18 protein-coding genes are annotated in these 19339 nt (G+C 68.3%); 8 read left to right on the top strand and 10 right to left on the bottom strand.

Annotated features, from left to right (window positions below):
* Window positions 1-58: 58 nt before the first annotated feature.
* Entirely contained in the window at window positions 59-997 is a 939-nt protein-coding gene (locus tag PO605_RS02335; protein ID WP_047474613.1) for a LysR substrate-binding domain-containing protein, read from the bottom strand.
* A 137-nt stretch (window positions 998-1134) separates the two neighbouring features.
* Between PO605_RS02335 and PO605_RS02330 the strand changes: the two genes are divergently transcribed.
* From PO605_RS02330 to hpaI, 4 genes are all read left to right on the top strand, one after another.
* The gene (locus PO605_RS02330) at window positions 1135-2130 is read left to right on the top strand and encodes a Bug family tripartite tricarboxylate transporter substrate binding protein (RefSeq protein ID WP_047474617.1); all 996 of its coding nucleotides are present in this window, start codon (window positions 1135-1137) and stop codon (window positions 2128-2130) included.
* 181 nt (window positions 2131-2311) lie between these two features.
* A complete protein-coding gene (locus PO605_RS02325) occupies window positions 2312-3841 on the top strand; it encodes a UxaA family hydrolase (RefSeq protein WP_047474619.1) in 1530 nt (509 codons plus the stop codon).
* 34 nt (window positions 3842-3875) lie between these two features.
* Entirely contained in the window at window positions 3876-5363 is a 1488-nt protein-coding gene (locus tag PO605_RS02320; RefSeq protein ID WP_272205946.1) for an NAD-dependent succinate-semialdehyde dehydrogenase, read from the top strand.
* Between the two features lie 30 nt (window positions 5364-5393).
* On the top strand, window positions 5394-6200 hold the full coding sequence (gene hpaI, locus PO605_RS02315) for a 4-hydroxy-2-oxoheptanedioate aldolase (protein WP_063326803.1): 807 nt from the start codon (window positions 5394-5396) through the stop codon (window positions 6198-6200).
* Window position 6201: 1 nt separating this feature from the next.
* On the opposite strand, the gene PO605_RS02310 is transcribed toward hpaI, so the two are convergent.
* The 8 genes from PO605_RS02310 to PO605_RS02275 form a co-directional block, all read right to left on the bottom strand.
* Window positions 6202-6534: a DUF3325 domain-containing protein gene (locus PO605_RS02310; RefSeq protein WP_047474035.1), complete on the bottom strand. Its 333-nt coding sequence runs from the start codon at window positions 6532-6534 to the stop codon at window positions 6202-6204.
* A complete protein-coding gene (locus tag PO605_RS02305) occupies window positions 6531-8183 on the bottom strand; it encodes a PepSY-associated TM helix domain-containing protein (protein ID WP_272205943.1) in 1653 nt (550 codons plus the stop codon). Before PO605_RS02305 ends, PO605_RS02310 begins: the two co-directional genes overlap by 4 nt.
* On the bottom strand, window positions 8180-8506 hold the full coding sequence (locus PO605_RS02300; RefSeq protein ID WP_012204261.1) for a DUF3649 domain-containing protein: 327 nt from the start codon (window positions 8504-8506) through the stop codon (window positions 8180-8182). Before PO605_RS02300 ends, PO605_RS02305 begins: the two co-directional genes overlap by 4 nt.
* A 255-nt stretch (window positions 8507-8761) precedes the next feature.
* Window positions 8762-9673: an EamA family transporter gene (locus PO605_RS02295; RefSeq protein WP_047469887.1), complete on the bottom strand. Its 912-nt coding sequence runs from the start codon at window positions 9671-9673 to the stop codon at window positions 8762-8764.
* Window positions 9674-9857: 184 nt separating this feature from the next.
* Window positions 9858-10286 carry a DUF1641 domain-containing protein gene (locus PO605_RS02290; protein WP_012204259.1) on the bottom strand — a complete coding sequence of 143 codons (429 nt, stop codon included), beginning with the start codon at window positions 10284-10286 and terminating at the stop codon, window positions 9858-9860.
* A 51-nt stretch (window positions 10287-10337) separates the two neighbouring features.
* Window positions 10338-11528, bottom strand: a complete 1191-nt coding sequence (locus PO605_RS02285; protein WP_272205939.1) for an NAD(P)/FAD-dependent oxidoreductase — start codon at window positions 11526-11528, stop codon at window positions 10338-10340.
* A 78-nt stretch (window positions 11529-11606) separates the two neighbouring features.
* On the bottom strand, window positions 11607-12206 hold the full coding sequence (locus PO605_RS02280) for a TetR/AcrR family transcriptional regulator (protein ID WP_012204257.1): 600 nt from the start codon (window positions 12204-12206) through the stop codon (window positions 11607-11609).
* Between the two features lie 82 nt (window positions 12207-12288).
* The gene (locus PO605_RS02275) at window positions 12289-13257 is read right to left on the bottom strand and encodes a helix-turn-helix transcriptional regulator (protein WP_016449747.1); all 969 of its coding nucleotides are present in this window, start codon (window positions 13255-13257) and stop codon (window positions 12289-12291) included.
* A 176-nt stretch (window positions 13258-13433) separates the two neighbouring features.
* Here PO605_RS02275 and PO605_RS02270 point away from each other — a divergent pair, with 176 nt between their 5' ends.
* From PO605_RS02270 to PO605_RS02260, 3 genes are all read left to right on the top strand, one after another.
* Entirely contained in the window at window positions 13434-15098 is a 1665-nt protein-coding gene (locus PO605_RS02270; protein WP_047469879.1) for a hypothetical protein, read from the top strand.
* Window positions 15099-15300: 202 nt separating this feature from the next.
* Window positions 15301-16104 carry a PhzF family phenazine biosynthesis protein gene (locus PO605_RS02265; protein ID WP_047469876.1) on the top strand — a complete coding sequence of 268 codons (804 nt, stop codon included), beginning with the start codon at window positions 15301-15303 and terminating at the stop codon, window positions 16102-16104.
* A gap of 38 nt (window positions 16105-16142) precedes the next feature.
* Entirely contained in the window at window positions 16143-16883 is a 741-nt protein-coding gene (locus PO605_RS02260) for an SOS response-associated peptidase (protein ID WP_034399783.1), read from the top strand.
* Window positions 16884-16929: 46 nt separating this feature from the next.
* Here PO605_RS02260 and blaOXA read toward each other — a convergent pair whose 3' ends face one another.
* A complete protein-coding gene (gene blaOXA, locus PO605_RS02255; RefSeq protein WP_272205937.1) occupies window positions 16930-17730 on the bottom strand; it encodes a class D beta-lactamase in 801 nt (266 codons plus the stop codon).
* Window positions 17731-17959: 229 nt separating this feature from the next.
* Here blaOXA and PO605_RS02250 point away from each other — a divergent pair, with 229 nt between their 5' ends.
* On the top strand, window positions 17960-19300 hold the full coding sequence (locus PO605_RS02250) for an ammonium transporter (RefSeq protein WP_047469870.1): 1341 nt from the start codon (window positions 17960-17962) through the stop codon (window positions 19298-19300).
* The last annotated feature ends 39 nt before the right edge of the window (window positions 19301-19339 follow it).

Here is a 19339-nt window from a genome sequence, read left to right as displayed (position 1 = left end):
CCGGCCGGCCCCAGGCTCACTTCCGCTTCCGCCTCCACTTCCACTTCCCAAGACGATTTCAGCGCGACGCCAGGCTGTTCCCCACCGCCCGCAAACACTCCACCAGCAAGCGCGTCGTCGCCGTCATCGGCTGGCCGCGCAGGGTGATCAGGCCCACGGGGGGCAGGTCGATGGGCACGGGCAGGTCCAGCACGGCGACCAGCCCCTGCTGCGCGAAATGCTCGGCCACGCCGCGCGCCATGAAGGCCACAGCGCCGCGCTGGTGCAGGAAGCTGATCTGCGACAGGAATGAGGCGGACTCCACCAGATCGGCCGGAGGATGCAGGCCGTGGGCGAAGAACTGCTGCTCCAGCTTCACGCGCAGCGATGCCCAGGGCGGGGGCATGACGCAGGGCATGTCGGCCAGCGCCTGCCAGCTCGCAGGCTGCGCCAGCAACGCATGGCCGGGGCGCACGACGGCGACCATGGGCTCGTCGTACAGGGCTTCGGTCTCCAGGTCGGGCGAGGCATAGCCGGGTTCGAGCCGGCCCACGAACAGGTCCAGCTCGCCCATGCGCAGCTTGGGCAGCAGCCGCGTGAGATCGCCCTCCTCGACCAGCACCGTGGTCTGGGCCGATCGCGCCTTCAACTGCTCGACGGCCCGGGCCAGCAGCACGGGCGTGGCCACGACCATGGCGCCCACGCTGGTGCGCCCGCGCGTGCCGCTGGCCTCGGCCGCCATTTCATCGCGCGTGCGTTCGAAGCCCGCCAGCACCGAGCGCGCAAAGCGCACCATGCTGACGCCGGCCGCCGTGGGCTCGGTGCCTCGCGTGGAGCGCTCGAACAGCGTCATGTCCAGCATGCGCTCGATCTCGGCCAGGGTCTTGGAGACGGCGGGCTGGGTCACGGCCAGGAACTCGGCGGCGCGGCCCAGATGGCGGAACTGGTCCAGCGCCACCAGCAGCTGCAGATGGCGCAGCTTGAGGTTGGAGCGCAGCACGCGGTCAATCTTGCTCATGGGGTCTTCATAGCTTTGAGGTTATGAAGCCAGTCTATCTTTTCATTGGATTGTCATGATCAGGCGCTGAACAATCGCGCCAGTCAGCCCAAGGCCCGGATCACAGGGCTGCGAAAAGCCAATACAGGAGACAAGCGATGAACACCCCACGCACACGCCATGCAAGCCGGCGCGAATTCGTGCTCGCCACCCTCGGCGCCAGCGCACTGGCAGCCACCGGCCCCCTCTTCGCCCAGAACTGGCCCGAACGCCCCATCACCTTCATCTGCCCCTGGCCTGCGGGCGGCACGGCCGACCAGTCCATGCGCGCGCTGTGCACCGTGGCCGGCAAGCTGCTGGGCCAGCCGATCGCGGTGGAGAACCGCGCGGGCGCCTCGGGAATGATCGGCGCCAAGGCGCTGGCCTCGGCCAAGGCGGACGGCTACACCATCGGCCAGATTCCCATCTCGGTCACGCGCTTTTCGCAGCTGGGCAGCCTGCAGGCCGATCCGCGCAAGGACTACACCTACATCGCGCGCACCTCGGGCCAGACCTTCGGCATTGCCGTGCCCGCCCATTCGCCGTTCAAGACGCTCAAGGACTTCGTGGCCGCCGCCAAGGCGAGGCCCGGCCAGGTGACCTATGCCCATGCAGGCGTGGGCGGTGCCACGCATGTGGGCATGGAGGAGTTTGCGGGCGTGGCCGGCATACAGCTCAACCATGTGCCCTACAAGGGCGGCGCCGAGGCACTGCAGGGTGTGCTGGGCGGCCATGTGGATGCGCTGGCCGACTCCAGCTCCTGGGCCCCCCATGTGGAAGCCGGCAAGCTGCGCCTGCTGGCCACCTGGGGCGAGCAGCGCACGGCGCGCTTCAAGGACGTGCCCACGCTGCGCGAATGCGGCTACGACGTGGTGGTCGATGCGCCCAACGGCATCGGCGCGCCGCGTGGCCTGGACCCGGCCGTGGCGGCCAGGCTGCGCGAGGCCTTCCGCGCCGCCGTGGCCAGCCCCGAGTTCAAGTCCGTGGCCGAGAAGCTGGATGCGCCGCTGCTGTACCTGGATGGCCCGGACTACGAGAAATACGTCAACACGGTCTATCAAAAAGAGACCGCTTTGATCGACAAGCTCAAGCTGCGCGAATTGATGAGGAGTTGACCCCCCCTGAGGCGCTTCGCGCCTTCCCCCAGGGGACGGCACCCTCACTGCGGGGCGGCCCTTGCTCGGTGCCCCTGGCTTGGGGCATGCCGCTTTCACATGCGTCTACCTGATGAAAGAACGCTCTCTTTTGACCTGGGGCTTGGCCCCTCCCGCAAATATCCGTCCATGAAAGTCCCGCATGTCCCGCACCGATAGCCCCCTGCTGCACCTGCATCCCAACGACAACGTGCTGGTCGCCAGGACCGCTCTGTCGCTGGGCCAGGAGATTCCCGAACTGGGCGTGCGCGCCCGCGCCCAGGTGCCTGCGGGCCACAAGATCGCCGCGCGCCGCATCGCAGAGGGCGAGCAGGTGAAGAAGTACGACACCGTGATCGGCGTGGCCATGCGCGAGCTGGAGGCCGGCGACTATGTGCACAGCCACAACCTGCGCATCGTGGACTACTACCGCGACCCGGCCTTCGGCGCCGATGTGCGGCCCGTGGACTATGTGCCGGAGGCGCAGCGCGCCAGCTTCCAGGGCTTTGTGCGCGCCGGCGGCGGCGTGGGCACGCGCAACTTCATCGGCATCCTGTCGTCGGTGAACTGCTCGGCCACGGTGATCAAGCGCATTGCCGCGCATTTCACGGCCGAGCGCATGGCGGCCTTCCCCAACGTGGACGGCGTGGTGGCCTTCGCCCAGACCAGCGGCTGCGGCATGTCCTCGCCCAGCGAGCATTTCGACGTGCTGCGCCGCACGCTGGCCGGCTATGCGCGCCACCCCAACCTGGCCGGCGTGCTCATCGTGGGCCTGGGCTGCGAGCGCAACCAGGTCGATGCCCTGGTGCAGTCGCAGGGCCTGAGCGAAGGCCGGCTCATGCGCACCCTGGTGATGCAGGAGGTCGGCGGTACGCGCGTGACCATAGAGGCAGGCATCCGCGCCATCGAAGAGATGCTGCCCGAGGCCGACGCCGCGCGGCGCAGCACGGTCAGCGCCAGCCACCTGAAGATCGGGCTGGAGTGCGGCGGCTCGGACGGGTTTTCGGGCATCACGGCCAACCCGGCCCTGGGCGCGGCCATGGACATCCTGGTGCGCCACGGCGGCACGGCCATCCTGTCGGAAACGCCCGAGATCCATGGCGTGGAATTCATGCTCACGCGCCGCGCCATCACGCCTGCCGTGGGGCAGAAGCTGCTGGACCGCCTGGCCTGGTGGGAGCGCTACGCGGCCGGCCAGAACGCGCAGTTCAACGGCGTGGTCGGCCACGGCAACCAGGCCGGCGGCCTGGCCAACATCTTCGAGAAATCGCTGGGCTCGGCCATGAAGGGCGGCACCACGCCGCTGCGCGCCGTCTACGAATATGCCGAGCCCATCACCGAGCCGGGCTTTGTGTTCATGGACTCGCCGGGCTACGACCCCGTGGCCTCCACGGGCCAGATTGCCAGCGGCGCGCACCTGATCTGCTTCACCACGGGGCGCGGCTCCATGTTCGGCAGCAAGCCCGCGCCCACCATCAAGCTGGCCAGCAACACGCCCATGTACCGGCGCCTGGAGGAAGACATGGACATCAACTGCGGCCTGATCGTGGACGGCGAATGCGGCGTGCCCGAGATGGGGCAGCGCATCTTCGCGCAGATCCTGCGCCACGCCAGCGGCGAGCCCACCAAGAGCGAGGCCCTGGGCCTGGGCGACCATGAGTTCGTGCCCTGGCACCTGGGCATCGTGAGCTGAGCCGCCCCTTACAACACCTGCATCCACCGACTCCATGCCACTGACCCTGACCCGCCCCGAGCTGCTGCGCAGCGCCAACTTCATCGCCGGCCAATGGACGACCGCGACGGCCACGCCCGCCGCTCCCGCCCCGCGCCTGGCCGTGACCGACCCCGCCACGGGCGCACTGATCACCGAGGTGCCCGACTCCGGCGCCGCCGAGGCCCGCGCCGCGCTGGACGCCGCGCATGCCGCCTTCCCCGCCTGGCGCAAGACGCCCGCCAAACAGCGCGCCGCCATCATCAAGCGCTGGAACGATCTGGTGCTGGCCCACCAGGACGACCTGGGCCGCCTCATCAGCCGCGAGCAGGGCAAGCCCCTGGCCGAGGGCAAGGGCGAGGTCGCCTACGCGGCCAGCTACATCGAATGGTTTGCCGAAGAGGCCACGCGCATGAACGGCGAGATCATTCCCGCGCCCGTGCCGGGCCGGCGCATGTTTGCGCTGCGCGAGCCCGTGGGCGTGGTGGCCGCCATCACGCCCTGGAACTTTCCGGCCGCCATGATCGCCCGCAAGATCGCGCCCGCGCTGGCCGCCGGCTGCACCGTGGTCTGCAAGCCCGCGGAAGACACGCCGCTGACCTCGCTGGCCCTGGTGCTGCTGGCCCAGGAGGCGGGCGTGCCGGCCGGCGTGCTCAACATCGTCACGGCCTCGCGCGAGAAGACGCCCGAGGTGGTGGATGTCTGGCTGGACGACGCGCGCGTGCGCAAGATCACCTTCACGGGCTCCACGCCCGTGGGCAAGCACCTGGCGCGGCGCAGCGCCGACACGCTCAAGAAGCTCTCGCTGGAGCTGGGCGGCAATGCGCCCTTCATCGTCTTCGAGGACGCCGACATCGAGGCCGCCGTCGACGGCTTCATGGCCGCCAAGTTCCGCAATGGCGGCCAGACCTGCGTGTGCCCCAACCGCGTCTTCGTGCACCGCAGCGTGCACGACGCGTTTGCACAGAAGCTGGCCGCGCGCGTGGCCGCGCTGCACGTGGGCCCGGCCAGCGACCCGGCCTCGCAGATCGGCCCCATGATCAATGCGCGCGCCGTGGAAAAGATCGAACGCCATGTGCGGGACGCCGTGGCGCGCGGCGCCAGGGTGCTCACGGGCGGCAGGCGCCTGGATGCCCTGGGCGCCAACTACTACGCGCCCACCGTGCTCACGGGCGCCGATGCCTCCATGGCCTGCGCCTGTGAGGAAACCTTCGGCCCCGTGGCGCCGCTCACCGTCTTCGACAGCGAGGACGAGGTCATCGCCGCCGCCAACGACACGCCCTTCGGCCTGGCCGCCTACTTCTACAGCAACGACGCACGCCGCATCTGGCGCATGGCCGATGCATTGGAGACCGGCATCGTCGGCATCAACGAAGGCGCACTGGCCGCCGAGGCAGCGCCCTTCGGCGGCGTCAAGGAATCGGGCTACGGCCGCGAGGGCTCTACCCACGGCCTGGACGACTACCTGCACACCAAATACGTCTGTCAGGGCCTGCTGGACTGAATCTTTCCCTCAACGAAATCACCGGACACCATGCCAGCTCATAACCCCTTCAAGACCGCCCTGGCCGCAGGCCAGCCCCGCATCGGCCTGTGGCTGTCCATGGCCGACCCCTACCTGGCCGAGGCGGCCGCCACCTGCGGCTACGACTGGCTGCTGATCGACGGCGAGCACGCGCCCAACGACGTGCGCAGCACCCTGGCTGCGCTGCAGGCCGTGGCCCCGCACCCGGCCCAGGCCGTGGTGCGCGTGGTCGAAGGCAGCACGGCCCTGATCAAGCAGATGCTGGACATAGGCGCCACCACCTTGCTCGTGCCCATGGTGGACACGGCCGAACAGGCGCGCGCCGTGGTGGCCGCCACGCGCTACCCGCCGCTGGGCGTGCGCGGCGTGGGCAGCGCCGTGGGCCGCGCATCGCAGTGGAGCGCACGCGCCGACTACCTGCAGGTGGCCGACGACGAGGTCTGCCTGCTGGTGCAGGCCGAGACCGTGGCCGCGCTGCACAACCTTGAAGCCATCTGCGCGGTGGACGGCGTGCACGGCGTCTTCATCGGCCCCGCCGACCTGGCCGCCTCCATGGGCCACCGCGGCAACCCGGGCCACCCGGAAGTGCAGGCCGCCATCGAAGCCGCCATGAAGACCATCATCGCCAGCGGCAAGGCGGCCGGCACCCTGACCTCGGACCCCGCCCTGGCCCGCCGCTACCTGGACCTGGGCTGCAGCTTCGTGGCCGTGGGCGTGGATGTGCTGCTGTTTGCGAATGCGGCGCGCAGGCTGCGGGGGCAGTTCGATGATTCGCCGGTGGCCGCGCCGGCACAGCAGGCAGCTGCCGCCTATTGAATCAGCCAGCCACCAGCCAGGCCAGCAGCCCCGCCGCCGCTGCAGCGGCCGCCACACGCCGCGCGAACTGCGGCGCATAGGTCAGCAGCAGGCCCAGGGCCAGCGCGGCAAAGGTCAGCAGGCCCAGCCAGGCGGCCAAGGCCACCGAGGCATTCCAGCGCAGCAGGCAGGGCGCCAGCGATAGGGCCAACAGCGCGTAGCCGGCCAGCCGCCAGGCCTTCAGGCGCGCGGGTGCCAGGCCTTCGGTGCCCAGTTGGTCCTGGTGCCGGTCCATGGAAGCGGCGACGACGGCAAAGCCTGCAAAGGCCAGGCAAAGGGTGGCAAGAATCATCATGACGCGCGCTCCAGCGTAGGGGCATGGCTGGCGGCGCGGGCTTGCGTGCGGGGGGCTGCAGGCGCTGCAGCCACTGCCGGCTTGCCGCGCAGCAGCCACCAGGCCACCACGCCGTGGATGGCGGCCAGGCCCAGCATCAGCAGATCGAAGCTGGCGATGCTCCACTGCCCGTTGGCCAGGGTCTGCACCAGCGATGCGCCGCCCGTCAGCAGGTTGAGCAGGGGCAGCAGCGCGTACAGCACGGCGGCCAGCGCCATCTGCTGCAGCCAGGCATTGCGGTGCGAGACCCGCAGCGGATGCAGCAGGCACAGCAGCCAGATGATGAAGAAGCCGTTGATCTCCCAATCACTGCGCGCCTGCATGGGCACCGGCAGCAGGCGGTTGAGCCAGAAGAAGCCGGCCACGGCCACCGACAGGCCCGCGATGGAGCCCACGTTGAGCACCTCCACCAGACGGTGGCCGAAGGGCGTGCGGCCCAGCTTGCGGCGCTCGGGCATGCGCTTGACCACCCACAGCACCATGCCGGACGCGGCCATGAAGGTGCCGACCACGCCGCTGAGCAGCAGCAGCCAGCGCGTGGCGGGCTCTGCAAAGCGGCCCAGGTGCACGCCGGTGATCACGTTGCCGGTGGCGCGCACCCAGGAGATGGCGGGCGCCTCGGGGCTGGCCTGCAACTGGCCGGTCACGCCGTCGAAGCGCAGCGTCTCGGACTGGCCGCGGTTGATGAGGCTCATGCCGCCGCCTTCGCGCAACTCGACCACCGCGCGCGAGGTGCCGGGCGCGTTGACGGTGATGCTGCCCACGCCGTGCTCGGGCCAGCGGCGCGCGCCCTCGGCCAGCATGGGCGCGATATCGGCCAGCGCGGCGGCCTGGCGCTCCTGTTTGCCACCGCGCGCGCCCGGGCCCTGGTTGGCCGCCTGACCGCGCGCGCCCCGCACATCGGCGAAGTAGGCATTGGTGTCGCCGTTGTAGGCCGCCTGTATGCCCCAGGGCATGAGCATGAACATCAGCAGCACCAGGCCGCTGAAGGTGATGACGATGTGAAACGGCAATGCCAGCACGGCCGTGGCGTTGTGCGCGTCCAGCCAGGAGCGCTGGCCCTTGCGCGGGCGGAAGGTGAAGAAGTCCGTGAAGATCTTCTTGTGCGTGATCACGCCCGTGATGATGGCCACGAACATCAGCATGGTGGCGAAGCCCACGATCCAGCGGCCCCAGATGCGCGGCATGGCGTGCAGCTCGAAGTGGAAGCGGTAGAAGAAGTTGCCGGCGCGTGTCTCGCGCGGCTCCAGCTTCTCGCCCGTGGCGGCGTCGATCTCGGCGCGCTTGGTGCCTGCGCGGCCCGTGGCGGCGCCGGGCTCGCGCCAGGATGCGGCCACCGCCACCTGGCGCGGGCCGGGCAGGCCCAGCGTCCAGGTCGTGGCCTCCGGCGCGATGCGCTGCATGGCGTTCAGTGCGCGCTGCGCGGTGTCGGCGTCCTGCACCGAGCCGTGCAGCTCCGGCCGCATCCAGTCGTTGATCTCGTCGCGGAAATAGCTCAGGGTGCCCGTGAAGAACACCGCGTAGAGCAGCCAGCCCAGCAGCAGGCCGCTCCAGGTGTGCAGCCAGGACATGGACTGGCGCAGTCCCTCGGGTTTGCCGTCTGCCCTCATGCGGCGGCTCCGTTCGACAGCATCCAGGCCAGCAGTCCCAGGCCCGCGCCCGGCAGGCCGATCACGGCCCAGGCACGCCAGGCGCTGGCGCAGCCAAAGGCCCACATGGCCGCCACGGCGTAGATGATGAAGGCCAGCAGCGTCGAGCCCAGCGCCGCATCGGCCCGTTCCACGCCCAGCCAGACCATGGCGCGCGCGCCCGTGGCGGCGCAGGCGGCCGACAGCAGATAGCCGCCGCCGATCGCCGCCAAGGCGCGCGAGGCCACGGCCACGCGGTAGCGCAGCAAGGATGGAGAGGACCCTCCCGGGGTCGAGGCTTGCATGGGGATGACCTTTCTTGCGGATCGTTGCCCGTCATGGACACCGCGGACGCTGCAGACACCGCGCGCAGGCCCGGACGGACAAAGGCGCCACAACAGTTCAAGGTCTGTGCGGCGCCGGGCGTTGGCCGCGCGCCTGAAGCACGCCGCCTTTCAAAGAGCAGGAATGATAATGATTTTTATTACCCGAGTCATTTAAAGAAATGCAAAGCCGGCCTCCTGCCACCGGCCCCGACCATCTCCCTGGCGCCTTTTCCCCTATCGCGCCCGCCCCGCCAGCCAGCGCCCGCCGAACTGGTTGATCACCATGCCCGCCAGCACGGCCAGCGTGCCCATCCACTGCATCAAGGTAGGCCGTTCGCCCAGCAGCAGCATGGCCGAGACCAGGCCCACCACGGGCACCATCAGAGACAGCGGCGCCACCGTGCCGGCCGCATAGCGCTGCAGCAGGCGCGTCCACAGGCCGTAGCCCAGCAGCGTGGCCAGCAGCGCCAGGTACAGGATGGAGGCCACGGCGGTCAGGTCGATCCCCGCCAGTTGCTGCACGACCGTATCCGCGCCATCGGTCCAGACGGCCAGGGCCATCAGCGGCGCAATGGGGAAGATGCTGCTCCAGACGATGAAGGGGAAAGGCTCGTAGGGGCCGCTGCGCGCCGCATAGCGCGTGATCATGTTGGACACGGCCCACATGCAGGCTGCGCCCACGGTCAGCAAAAAGCCGGCCAGCGTCATGGCGTTGTCGCCTTCGCCATGGGCGCTGCCAATGGCCACCAGCCCGCCCAGCGACACCACCAGGCCCAGCCAATGCCACAGGCGCGCGGGCTCGCCCAGCAGGGAGGCGGCCAGCAGCAGCGTGACGAAGGCCTGCGTCTGCAGCACCACCGAGGCCATGCCCGCCGGCATGCCCAGCTTCAGGCCCAGGAACAGCATGCCGAACTGGCCCACGCCCTGCACCAACCCATAGGCGGCCAGATAGCGCCAGCCCACCGACTTGGGCGGGCGCACGAACAGCAAAAAGGGCAGCGACGCCACCACGAAGCGCAGCGCGCTCAGCAGCATGGGCGACAGCGTCAGCAGACCGAACTTCATGGCCACGAAGTTGGTGCCCCAGATCAGGATGACCAGCAGCGCACGCGCCCAGTCGCCACGGCTCAGGTGCTGCGCGGTCATGCCCTGCCCTCGGTGCGGCGGGGCCTGCAATGGTCAGGGACAGCGGCCGGCAGCACCGGCAAGGAACAGGAAGAAGGCATGGCGGGCAATGGGCAAAAAGAAAAGGGGCGGATCACATCCGCCCCCGGCGTTTGTACCACCGCAGCCCGTGCGCTGCCGGGCGGCCGTGGCTCGGCCCTGGGTTTCAGTCCGCCGCGTAGTCGATGGGATCGTGGGCATGCTGGCGCCCCAGCGCGCCGGCCATGGCCAGCATGAAGGCCAGGCCGCGCCGCACATCGGGCTCGCGTGCCATGCGCATCAGGCCGATCAGGGTGGGCGTTTCCTCCATGGCCTGCACCTGGGCCGCCGCCATGCGCGCGGCATTGCCCGCGGCCCAGGCCCCGCCCACGCCATCCTCGAAGGCCTTGGCGACCTTCTCGACCATGTAGTCGTCTGCCATGTCCACCAGGTCCGCCGTGGCCGACAGCAGATCGACCACGCGGTTCAGGCGCCGGCCCGCCAGCAGCGGCTCCAGCTTGCCCATCAGTTCGGCCAGCCCCTGCAGCGCGGCGTCGTCCTGCAGCAGGCCGCCGGCGGCGGGCTGCGCCACGGGAATGTCGGAAGCGATGTTCATCTCGGTGCTCCTTGTCTTCGTGCTTGGAATGACAATGCAAAGGCCCTGGCCTCAGACCAGGGCGCGGGCCACGGCCCAGTACATGCCGCGGTTGAAGCCCTTGCGCATCATCGAGCCGACCTTGGTCGGCGGCGTAGGCTTGACGTCGACCTGGTAGTCGTACCAAAGCGGCATGCCGCCGTCCAGGCCCATCTGGGCGATGGCCACCACGCGCCCGTCGTAGGCATCGCTGGTGCGGCCGAAGCGGATCTGCGAGGCGATGTTGTTCACCACCACGGGCGACTGGTTGTGGCAGGCGCCGCCGGCCTTGCTCACCGGCAGGTCCACCGTATCGCCCAGCACATAGACATGGCTCTGGCCCAGCACCTGCATGGTCTCGTGGTCGGTGGGCAGCCAGCCCTCGCCGTCCTGCGCCTGCGACAGGCCGCAGTCGCGCACGGCCTGCACGGCGCGTATGGGCGGCGTGGCCATGAGGATGTCGAAGTCCTCGGCCTGGCCCTCTTCCGAGTGGGCCACCTTGGCCTCGGGGTCCACGCGCGCCAGCGTGAAGCCGCGCTGGTGGCGAATGCCGCGCTGCTCGAACACCGTGGGCAGGATCTCGCAGGTGTCCTTCTGCAGGAACAGGCAGTTGCGCAGCAGCTGCGAGACCGTGGGATAGGTGTAGACGATCTCCACCTTGTCGCGCACGCCGCGCCGGCGCAGCAGGTCGTCCAGCATCAGCGTGGTCTCTATGGGCGCGATGCCGCACTGGTGCGGCACATGGGGCGTCTTGGGAAAGGTGACGGTGACGAAGATGCGGCCCTTTTCTATGCGCGACAGCTTGTCGGCCAGCTGCCGCGCGGGCGCGTGCTGGTAGAAGTGGTCGCCGGCCTCGGCCAGGCCTTCGATGCGCTCGGGCGAGGGCACGCAGCCCGTGGAGATCACCAGATGGTCGTAGCCGAAGCGCTTGCCGCTCCTGCAGTGCACGGATTGCAGCGCAAAGTCGAAGCGTTCCACCTCTTCCACCTGGAAGTCGATCTCGGGCCGCAGCAGGCCGCGCTGCCTGCGCCGCAACTCGTCGCGGAAGAAGGCATTGAAGGCCACGTACATGAAGGCCGGCTTGTAGTAGTGCCAGGGCGAGTTCGACAGCATGGTGATGCGCACCTTGCCCGTGACCACCTCCGGATACAGCTTGCTGACCAGGTGGTTGGCGGTCATGGTGCCGCCAATGCCCCCTCCGATGATCAAGATGTGATGCGCCATCCCTGCTACTCCTTGTGCTTTCGCCTCAGTGGAACAACCGCTGGCGCCGCACGGCGCCAGCGCCGGAAAATGCGCCGCTCAGTCAGGCTTGAGCGATCGCCACACCCCGTCCCAGAGCGCGTCGAACAGGGGCTCTATGGGCGTGTCGATGATGCCGTCCAGCCGCAGGCAGATCATGCGGATCGCGCTGCCGTACATCAGGCTGGCCGCCACCATGGGCTCCATCTGGCGGATCTCGCCATCGGTCATGCCGGCGAACACGAAGCCGCGCATGCGCACGAAGGCCGAGGCCGAGCAGATGGCCTGCTCGTCGGGCAGAAACTCGCGGTGGCGCGCATTGACCACGAAGCCCATGGCCTCGGGCTCGGCCTCGGCCAGCCCGAACAGCATGCGCAGCACCTCGCGGCAGCGCTGGGCGCTGCCCGCGTGCCGCTCCTCGATATCGTCGAGCAGCACATTCATGCGCGCCAGCAAATGCCGGTACAGCTCGCGCGCAATGCCTTCCTTGTCGGCAAAGTGGTTGTAGAAGAAACCGATGGACACGCCGGCCTCGGCGCACAGGTCCTGTATCGAGGTATTGAAGAAGCCCCGCTCCACGAACAGCCTGAGCGCCACGCGCAGCGTCTGCACATGGCGCGATCCCGCATGCGGAAAGAAGGTCCAGGCCTCGTCTTGCATGGGAAATGATCGTAGAACGAATCTTCATTCTATTTTTCACAAGCACTTGCAAACTACACCAGGGTTTTCCTGGGCCTTGGCCTCAATCCATCAGCCGGAGTGCCTCGGCAAGCGATGCCACGTTGGCAATGCCCAGCTTTTCGTAGATGGAGCGGATCTGATTGCGCACCGTGGCAGGAGCACGCTGGAGCTGGACTGCAATCTGCTTGTGCGTCAGGCCCCGGACCACAAGCCGGGCAACCGTGGCTTCGCGGGGGGACAGCCCGTCGGCTGCGCACCGGGGGCGCGCTCGCAACCACAGCAGGCCGTGCTGCGTGAACAGCGTGATGACCAGGGTGTGGGCCACCAGACGATGGGCGCCGCCCTGTGCCGCAGTCTGCACGGCCGCAGGCAGGCGAGGACCTTGCCAGCCCGGCCATTCGGCGCGCAAGGCGTGCTCGAAGACGACGTCCATGTGGTGGATGATGCCGCGCGGGTCTGCCAGTGCCGAGCCCAACCGATCACGGGCCAGGCCCTGCCGAAGCTGCCCCAGATGCGTGAGGCGGTTGAGTTCCAGCGCCTGCTGCACATGGGGCAGCAGCGCGGCCAGCAGTTGGCGCTCGCCCTCGGTGCAATGCGCATCCGTGCGGGCGCGAAACAGCGTGAGCCAGCGCGTGTAAAGAGTGCTCGGGTTCAGCATCCCGCCGATGAAGAAGTGCGACTGCTCGAAGCGCCTGCCGTAGTCGCGCAGCGCCCCCTGATGCCGGCCACTGAACCAGGTCCTCGCTTCGAAGGCCAGCGTCTCGCTGGGATGCATGGTGACGGCCTGCGCCGCCGTGTCCAGGTGCTTGACCTCTTCATAGGCCTGCAGCATTTCGGGCGGCTGCCGGTGAAGGTGGATGGTGTGGATATCGATGCCGGCCGCCGTCATGGTGGCCGAGCCCCACATGGCCGAGTCGAAGGGCAGCACGGGTTTGAGCAGGTCCAGCGCCTGGTCCTGGAAATGTTCGACAGGCTGCTCGTGCGATAGCCGGTAGAGGTTCAGCAGCAGGTGGTTGTATGCAGCGTCCATGGTGGCTTGCCTGCCTCTCTTCGATACGTTGAGATCGACTGCACGGGCGGGTGTTGCGCGAGCCGTACCCTCTTGCCCCACCCCGGCAGCGCTTCAGGATAGTGCAATTGCATCATTTTGTTTGTTGCGTGTCACACATAGAGTTGGCTTGCCACCCACATTCCTGTACCGACACCATGCAAATCCACCCCAGTGCATCCACTTCCTTGCCCGCCGTGCGCCCTTTGCTGCTGTGCGGCCTTGTTGCAAGCCTCTATGCCTGTGGAGGAGGCAGCGGCGGCACCGACAGCGGCGGGGGCACCGGCGGCGGCACCGTGACACAGCCGGCCATCACGCTGTCAGGCACCGTCGCCATCGACCAGGCCGTGCGCAACGCTGCAGTCTGCGTGGATCTGAACGCCAATGCAGCCTGCGACACGGGCGAGCCCAGCGCAGCGGCCACCGGCAGTGACGGCAAGTTCAGCCTGACCTATGAACCCGGCGATGCGGCAGCCACCGCTGCCTTCAACCAGGCTCCCGTGCTGGCTCGCATCACACCCGAATCCGTGGACGCTGCGGACCCCACCAGCACCGCCACAGCCAAGGCGTTCGTGCTGTCTGCACCGGCTGGCAAATCCGCGCAGATCAATCCACTGACCAGCCTGGTGCAAAAGGCCATCGCGGCCGGCACGGCCAGGGAAGTGGCCGAGGCTGCAGTGGCCCGCCAGCTCGGCATCGACGCCGCCAGGATCTACGACTACCAGAGCGACGCGGCCTCCAGTGCCGCCGTGCTTGCGGATACCGCGCGCACAGCCGCCAAGGTCACCGCCTACGCGCTTGAGTTGGGCGTGCCTATTCAGGTGACGGCACCTGGCGCAGCGGCCGTGGCATCGAACCAACTGGCGTTCCTGAACTATGGCAACGCGCAGAACTACTCCGTGCGTGAACGCAGGTCCGACGGCGTCGTCCAGGCAGACGGCTTTGCCCACCAGTTCGAGACACGCAGCGGAAAAACCAACGGTGCACCCACTACGCAGGAAGCGCTGTTCCCGTCCGTCACGCTCACCAGCACCGGATGGACGCGCTGCGACAGCTCCGTTGCGCGCCTGACGACACAGGGGGTTCCCTCGCGCACACTGCTGTGCAACCAGTCCACCGCCTACCTGGGCTTTACCACCGCTTCGCAGGACGTCAGCGGCAAGCCCATGGCCGAAGTCATCACGCAATTGCGTACCGGAGACACAACGCTGCAGGCCGAGGGCATCCGCCATGACCGCTCCATCGAAATGGACCCTGCCACGCTGGGCTCGGCCGTCTTCCCGCAGGGCGCACAGATGCGCACTGCACTGTCGGTGCAGTTGAACCGGTCGCCGGCCTTCATCAACAACACGGCCACGGACCGCTTCGGCTTCGCCACGCTGGAAGCCATGATTGCCGGCCGCCCGGCCAGCGCGGTGAACCTGTCGACTCCAGCCACCGTGCGCGCCTCGACAGTCGGGGCGGCGGGGCCGGTCGATGCCAACCATGTGTTGCGCGTGGCCTTCATCGATGCGGCCAACGCCCAGTTCTACAGCTGTGAGTCCACCCCTCCGGCCTACAGCGATCTGGGCGCCTGCACCGTGCATTCGCAAAGCGCCTACACCCTCTCCACCTCCCAGGGCGTGCGCCTGCTGAGCTTTGCCGACTTCCCTGGCAAGACCTTCATGCAAGGCGTGACGCGGGGCTATACGGAATTCGACGGCAGCGTATTCGGCTATCGCCTGCCTGCCGCCATTGCCAGCGAAGACCAGGCGCTCAGCTATTCCACCCGGCTGAACGGCGTGGCCTGGGCTGCCATGAAAACGGTTCTGGGCATTGAGTGAGCCTTGCAGCCGGGAGCGGGCATTTCAAGCAAGGGATGGGGCGAGGCATCCCACGCGGCGCCCCGCAGCCGCGTGGGCCGGCATGCCGGGCATGCATGCCTCAGCTCCATCCTGCCGGACCGTAGAATCCGCGCGCAGCCATTGGAGACAGAGACAACAATGACGGGCTGCACACGAATCCGACCCCAAAGGCCTTTTGCAAATGCAACTCCCCATCCACGTCATCGACGCATTCACATCGGAACGATTCAAGGGCAATCAGGCCGCCGTCATTCCCCTGGATGCATGGCTTGCCGATTCCACGCTGCAGGCCATTGCCGCCGAGAACAATCTTTCGGAGACCTCTTTCCTGGTCTGGAGTGGCGAGCGCGCCGCCTTCGAGATCCGCTGGTTCTCCCCCCTGACCGAGATCGCGTTCTGCGGCCACGCCACGCTGGCGAGCGCCTTCGTGCTCTTCGAGGCCGACCCGGCGCTGCGCAGCATCACGTTCTGGGCCGCTGCCGTGGGCAAGGTCACCGCCACGCAGGAGGATGGCGGACGCATCGTCATGACCTTCCCGCGCCGCGATGCCAAGCCGCTGGATGAGGTGCCCGCAGCACTGCGCGAAGGCCTGACGCCCACACCCACGGCCTATCTCGTGAACCAGCAGGCCTACGTGGCCGTCTACGCAACCGAAGACCAGGTGCGAGCCGTCAAGCCGGACCTGGAGCGCCTCAAATCGCTGGGCCCGCTGGACGTGGTGGTGACGGCGCCTGCGGATGCGGGCGCCTCGTATGACTTCGTCAGCCGCTATTTCTGGCCCGCTAATGGCGGCGAGGAAGACCCGGTCACGGGCTCCATCCATGCGGCGCTTGCGCCTTACTGGGCGGGCAGGCTGGGCAAGAACCGTCTGATCGGCCACCAGGCCTCTCGCCGCACGGGCACGCTGTTTTGCGAGGTGACCGATGCCAGCGTCGAGGTGGCGGGCCATTGCGCGCGTTATCTGACCGGGACCATTACCGTCTGACGCCCGACTTTGCGCTGGCACGCAGGTACCATCCGCGCATGAGTACCCACTACGAATCCCTGTCGCAAGCCGACGCCTACCGCGACGCCTTCGGCGTGGAGGCGCCTGCCGCCAGCGAGCGCAACATGACACCGCGCAAGTCCGGCTTTTTCATCCGCAGCGTCGCCGTGGCCGCGGATGCCGCCACCGAACAGCAAGAACCCTCCGCTTCCGACACACCGCCCGCGCCTGCGGCACCGCCCGCACGCGAGCTGGTTGCCGCCCAATGGGGCCTGGTGCCGCACTGGGTGAAGTCGGCCTCCGATGGACGGCTGCGCGCGCTCAAGCTGGTGAATGCGCGTTCGGAGACCGTCTCCACGGCCCAGGCCTTCCGCGATGCCTGGCTCAATGGCCAGCGCTGCATCGTGCCCATGGCCGCCTTTTTCGAGGATGACTACCGCAACGGCAAGGCCCTGCCCACGCGCATCTCGCGCATCGACGGCAAGCCCATGGGCGTGGCCGGCGTGTGGGCGCAGTGGACGGGCCCGGATGGCGAAGTGCTGCTGAGCTACGCCCTGCTCACGGTCAACGCCAACAGCCATGCGCTGCTGCACCGCTACCAGCAGCCCGGCGCGGAAAAGCGCATGCCGGCGATTCTCAACGAAGGCGCCTACGACGCCTGGCTCAACGCGCGCGTGGAAAAGGCGCGCGAGTTCATGCGCCAGTACCCCTCCAACTGGCTCACCGCCAACCCCGTGGAGCGCAAGGCCGACAAGCGGCCTCCAGGCCTGATGGGCTGACGGGCTGATGGGCTGATGGGCTGACGCATGGACCTTGTCCCGCGCGCTACGGCGCCTTGGGCAACGCGTTGATGGAGCGCAGGATGTCGCGCGTGATGGCCTGGCGCTTGGGCAGGTCGGCCAGCCGGTGGGGCGTGTCCATGTTCATGGCGAAGAACACGGGGCCGGCAGGCCATTCCACCCAGCCCACCCACCAGCCGATACGGCCCGTCCAGCCGGTTTTGGCGCGCAGTATCCAGTCGGCGCCGGCCTCGTTGATCATCACGTCCTTCACCAGCCGCTGGTGCTCCACCGGCAATGGCAGCCGATTGCGGTACAGCCGCTGCAGGAAGGCCACCTGCTCCAGCGCCGAGATGGCCAGGTCGCCTTCCACCCAGAACGGCTGCTCGCCCGTGGCCAGCGCATTGCCGTAGTCGATCTTGCGCATGTAGGCAGCCTCGCGCGCGCTGCCCAGTTCCCCGGCAAAGCGTTCGTACACCCAGACGGTGGAGTTGCGCATGGCCGAGCGCAGGTCCTGATCGGCATTCCAGGCCGGCAACTGGCGCTTCACGCCATCCCAGGCAATGCGCTGGAATTCATCCCCCACCAGCCCGGCGTCCAGCGCGAACAGGCTGTGCGGGATCTTGAAGGTGGAAGCGGGCGAGTAGCGCCGCGCCACGCGGTCACGGTTGTGGACGTAGACGGCTTCGGCCTGGCCTCTGGCATCGACCACGACGATGCTGCCATCGACCTTGGCATCGGCAAAAAAGCGGGCCCATTCGGGCCTGTCCTGCAGTTCGGCAGCCGCCAGCGCCGCCTGTGACAGACAGGCGAGCAGCGCGGCGCACATCAGATTTCTTCGATTCATGCCGGCAGTTTAAGAGCTGCACCACCGCACGCCGATGGTGCACCGCCCGCCCGGCTGCCCTGTTTTGACTCGCGGTTTTCCCGTTTTGGTGTTCCGGCTTCATCGCACGGCCCCCAAGGGCCCCGTCTGCGCTGGCACGACTTGTGCAAGGCCGCTGCAGGCCGGCCAATGCAGCCATGGCGGCAACGGCAGACGGCCCCATGACCACAACAAACAAGGGAGTCATTGCATGCACAGGTGCGCACGGGCATTGAGAACATTGGTGGCGGGAGGATGGGTCGCGGTCCTGGGTGTGGCGCAGACGGCGCAGGCGGCCGAGCAGGCGATCACGCGGCCGTCGCTGGTGGCAGTGGAATCCCTCAGCGCCGTGGACACGGTCTGGCTGATGACGGCCACGGTGCTGGTGCTGCTGATGACGCTGCCCGGCATTGCGCTGTTCTATGCGGGCATGGTGCGCCGCAAGAACGTGCTCAACACCATGGCCAGCGTGGTGGCGATTGCCTGCCTGGTCAGCATTCTGTGGTTCGCACTGGGCTATTCGCTGGCCTTCACGTCCGGCAATGCGTGGATAGGCGGTGATTCGCGCGCCTGGTTCGCGGGGCTGGATTTCAACGCCGCCAAGGGCCTGGTGGCCGTGAGCCACCTGGCGCCGCATGTGCCCGAAGCAGCCTATGCGATGTTCCAGCTGGCCTTTGCCGTGATCACCGCCGCCTTGCTGGTGGGCGCCTGGGTGGAGCGCATGCGCTTCGGTGCCATGCTGATCTTCGTGGGCTTGTGGAGCCTGCTGGTCTATGCACCGGTGGCGCACTGGGTGTGGGAGCCGGGCGGCTGGCTGGCGCGCATGGGCGCGCTGGACTTTGCCGGGGGCACCGTAGTGCATGTGAACGCGGGCGTGGCCGGGCTGGTCTGCGCCTGGTTCCTGCGGCCGCGCCGCGGCTACGGGCACGAGCCCTTCGAGCCCTACAACCTGGCCCTGACCATGATGGGCGCGGCCCTGCTGTGGATGGGCTGGTTCGGCTTCAACGCCGGCTCATCGCTGGCCGGGGACAGCCGCGCGGCGCTGGCGCTGGCCGTCACCCACATTGCCGCCAGCGCGGGCGCCCTGGCCTGGTCGCTGGCCGAGTATGTGGTGCGCGGCAAGGCCACGCTGCTGGGGCTGTGCTCGGGGCTGGTCGGCGGCCTGGTGGCGATCACGCCGGCAGCCGGTTTCGTGACGCCGCTGTCGGCGCTGTGCATTGGCCTGATCGCCGGTGTCGCCTGCTACTGGGGCGCCACGGGCCTCAAGCGGCTGCTGGGCGCGGACGATTCGCTGGATGTGTTTGGCGTGCATGGCGTGGGCGGCATCGTGGGATCGCTGCTGACCGGCGTGTTTGCCAGTCCGCAGATCGGCGGCGTGCAGGCCAGCGTGCTCACCCAGGCCGTGAGCGTGCTGGCCGTGGCCTTGTTCACGCTGGTGGCCACGGCCGTGCTGCTGTGGTTGCTGGACATGCTGATCGGCCTGCGCGTGGATGAGGAAAGCGAACTGCAGGGCCTGGACCTGGCGCTGCACCGCGAACGCCTGAGTGGATGAACGGCCGAGCCGCGAAGCGGCCCGGCGCCCGATGATCGT

Origin of the sequence: Delftia sp. DT-2 (genome assembly GCF_028401915.1) — a bacterium.
Taxonomy (GTDB): Bacteria; Pseudomonadota; Gammaproteobacteria; order Burkholderiales; family Burkholderiaceae_C; genus Comamonas; species Comamonas tsuruhatensis.
Note: the sequence above shows the minus strand (reverse complement) of the source record. Positions and strands in the feature narration are given on the sequence as shown.

What these genes read in the sequence shown, in the direction of transcription:
- PO605_RS02325 (WP_047474619.1), top strand. Translation starts at nt 2,312, where the DNA reads ATGTCCCGCACCGATAGCCCCCTGCTGCACCTGCATCCCAACGACAAC.
- PO605_RS02335 (WP_047474613.1), bottom strand. Translation starts at nt 997, where the DNA reads ATGAGCAAGATTGACCGCGTGCTGCGCTCCAACCTCAAGCTGCGCCAT.
- blaOXA (WP_272205937.1), bottom strand. Translation starts at nt 17,730, where the DNA reads ATGAATCGAAGAAATCTGATGTGCGCCGCGCTGCTCGCCTGTCTGTCA.
- PO605_RS02270 (WP_047469879.1), top strand. Translation starts at nt 13,434, where the DNA reads ATGCAAATCCACCCCAGTGCATCCACTTCCTTGCCCGCCGTGCGCCCT.
- PO605_RS02290 (WP_012204259.1), bottom strand. Translation starts at nt 10,286, where the DNA reads ATGAACATCGCTTCCGACATTCCCGTGGCGCAGCCCGCCGCCGGCGGC.
- PO605_RS02310 (WP_047474035.1), bottom strand. Translation starts at nt 6,534, where the DNA reads ATGATGATTCTTGCCACCCTTTGCCTGGCCTTTGCAGGCTTTGCCGTC.
- PO605_RS02300 (WP_012204261.1), bottom strand. Translation starts at nt 8,506, where the DNA reads ATGCAAGCCTCGACCCCGGGAGGGTCCTCTCCATCCTTGCTGCGCTAC.
- PO605_RS02260 (WP_034399783.1), top strand. Translation starts at nt 16,143, where the DNA reads ATGAGTACCCACTACGAATCCCTGTCGCAAGCCGACGCCTACCGCGAC.
- PO605_RS02265 (WP_047469876.1), top strand. Translation starts at nt 15,301, where the DNA reads ATGCAACTCCCCATCCACGTCATCGACGCATTCACATCGGAACGATTC.
- PO605_RS02295 (WP_047469887.1), bottom strand. Translation starts at nt 9,673, where the DNA reads ATGACCGCGCAGCACCTGAGCCGTGGCGACTGGGCGCGTGCGCTGCTG.
- PO605_RS02280 (WP_012204257.1), bottom strand. Translation starts at nt 12,206, where the DNA reads ATGCAAGACGAGGCCTGGACCTTCTTTCCGCATGCGGGATCGCGCCAT.
- PO605_RS02320 (WP_272205946.1), top strand. Translation starts at nt 3,876, where the DNA reads ATGCCACTGACCCTGACCCGCCCCGAGCTGCTGCGCAGCGCCAACTTC.
- PO605_RS02275 (WP_016449747.1), bottom strand. Translation starts at nt 13,257, where the DNA reads ATGGACGCTGCATACAACCACCTGCTGCTGAACCTCTACCGGCTATCG.
- PO605_RS02330 (WP_047474617.1), top strand. Translation starts at nt 1,135, where the DNA reads ATGAACACCCCACGCACACGCCATGCAAGCCGGCGCGAATTCGTGCTC.
- PO605_RS02305 (WP_272205943.1), bottom strand. Translation starts at nt 8,183, where the DNA reads ATGAGGGCAGACGGCAAACCCGAGGGACTGCGCCAGTCCATGTCCTGG.
- hpaI (WP_063326803.1), top strand. Translation starts at nt 5,394, where the DNA reads ATGCCAGCTCATAACCCCTTCAAGACCGCCCTGGCCGCAGGCCAGCCC.
- PO605_RS02285 (WP_272205939.1), bottom strand. Translation starts at nt 11,528, where the DNA reads ATGGCGCATCACATCTTGATCATCGGAGGGGGCATTGGCGGCACCATG.
- PO605_RS02250 (WP_047469870.1), top strand. Translation starts at nt 17,960, where the DNA reads ATGCACAGGTGCGCACGGGCATTGAGAACATTGGTGGCGGGAGGATGG.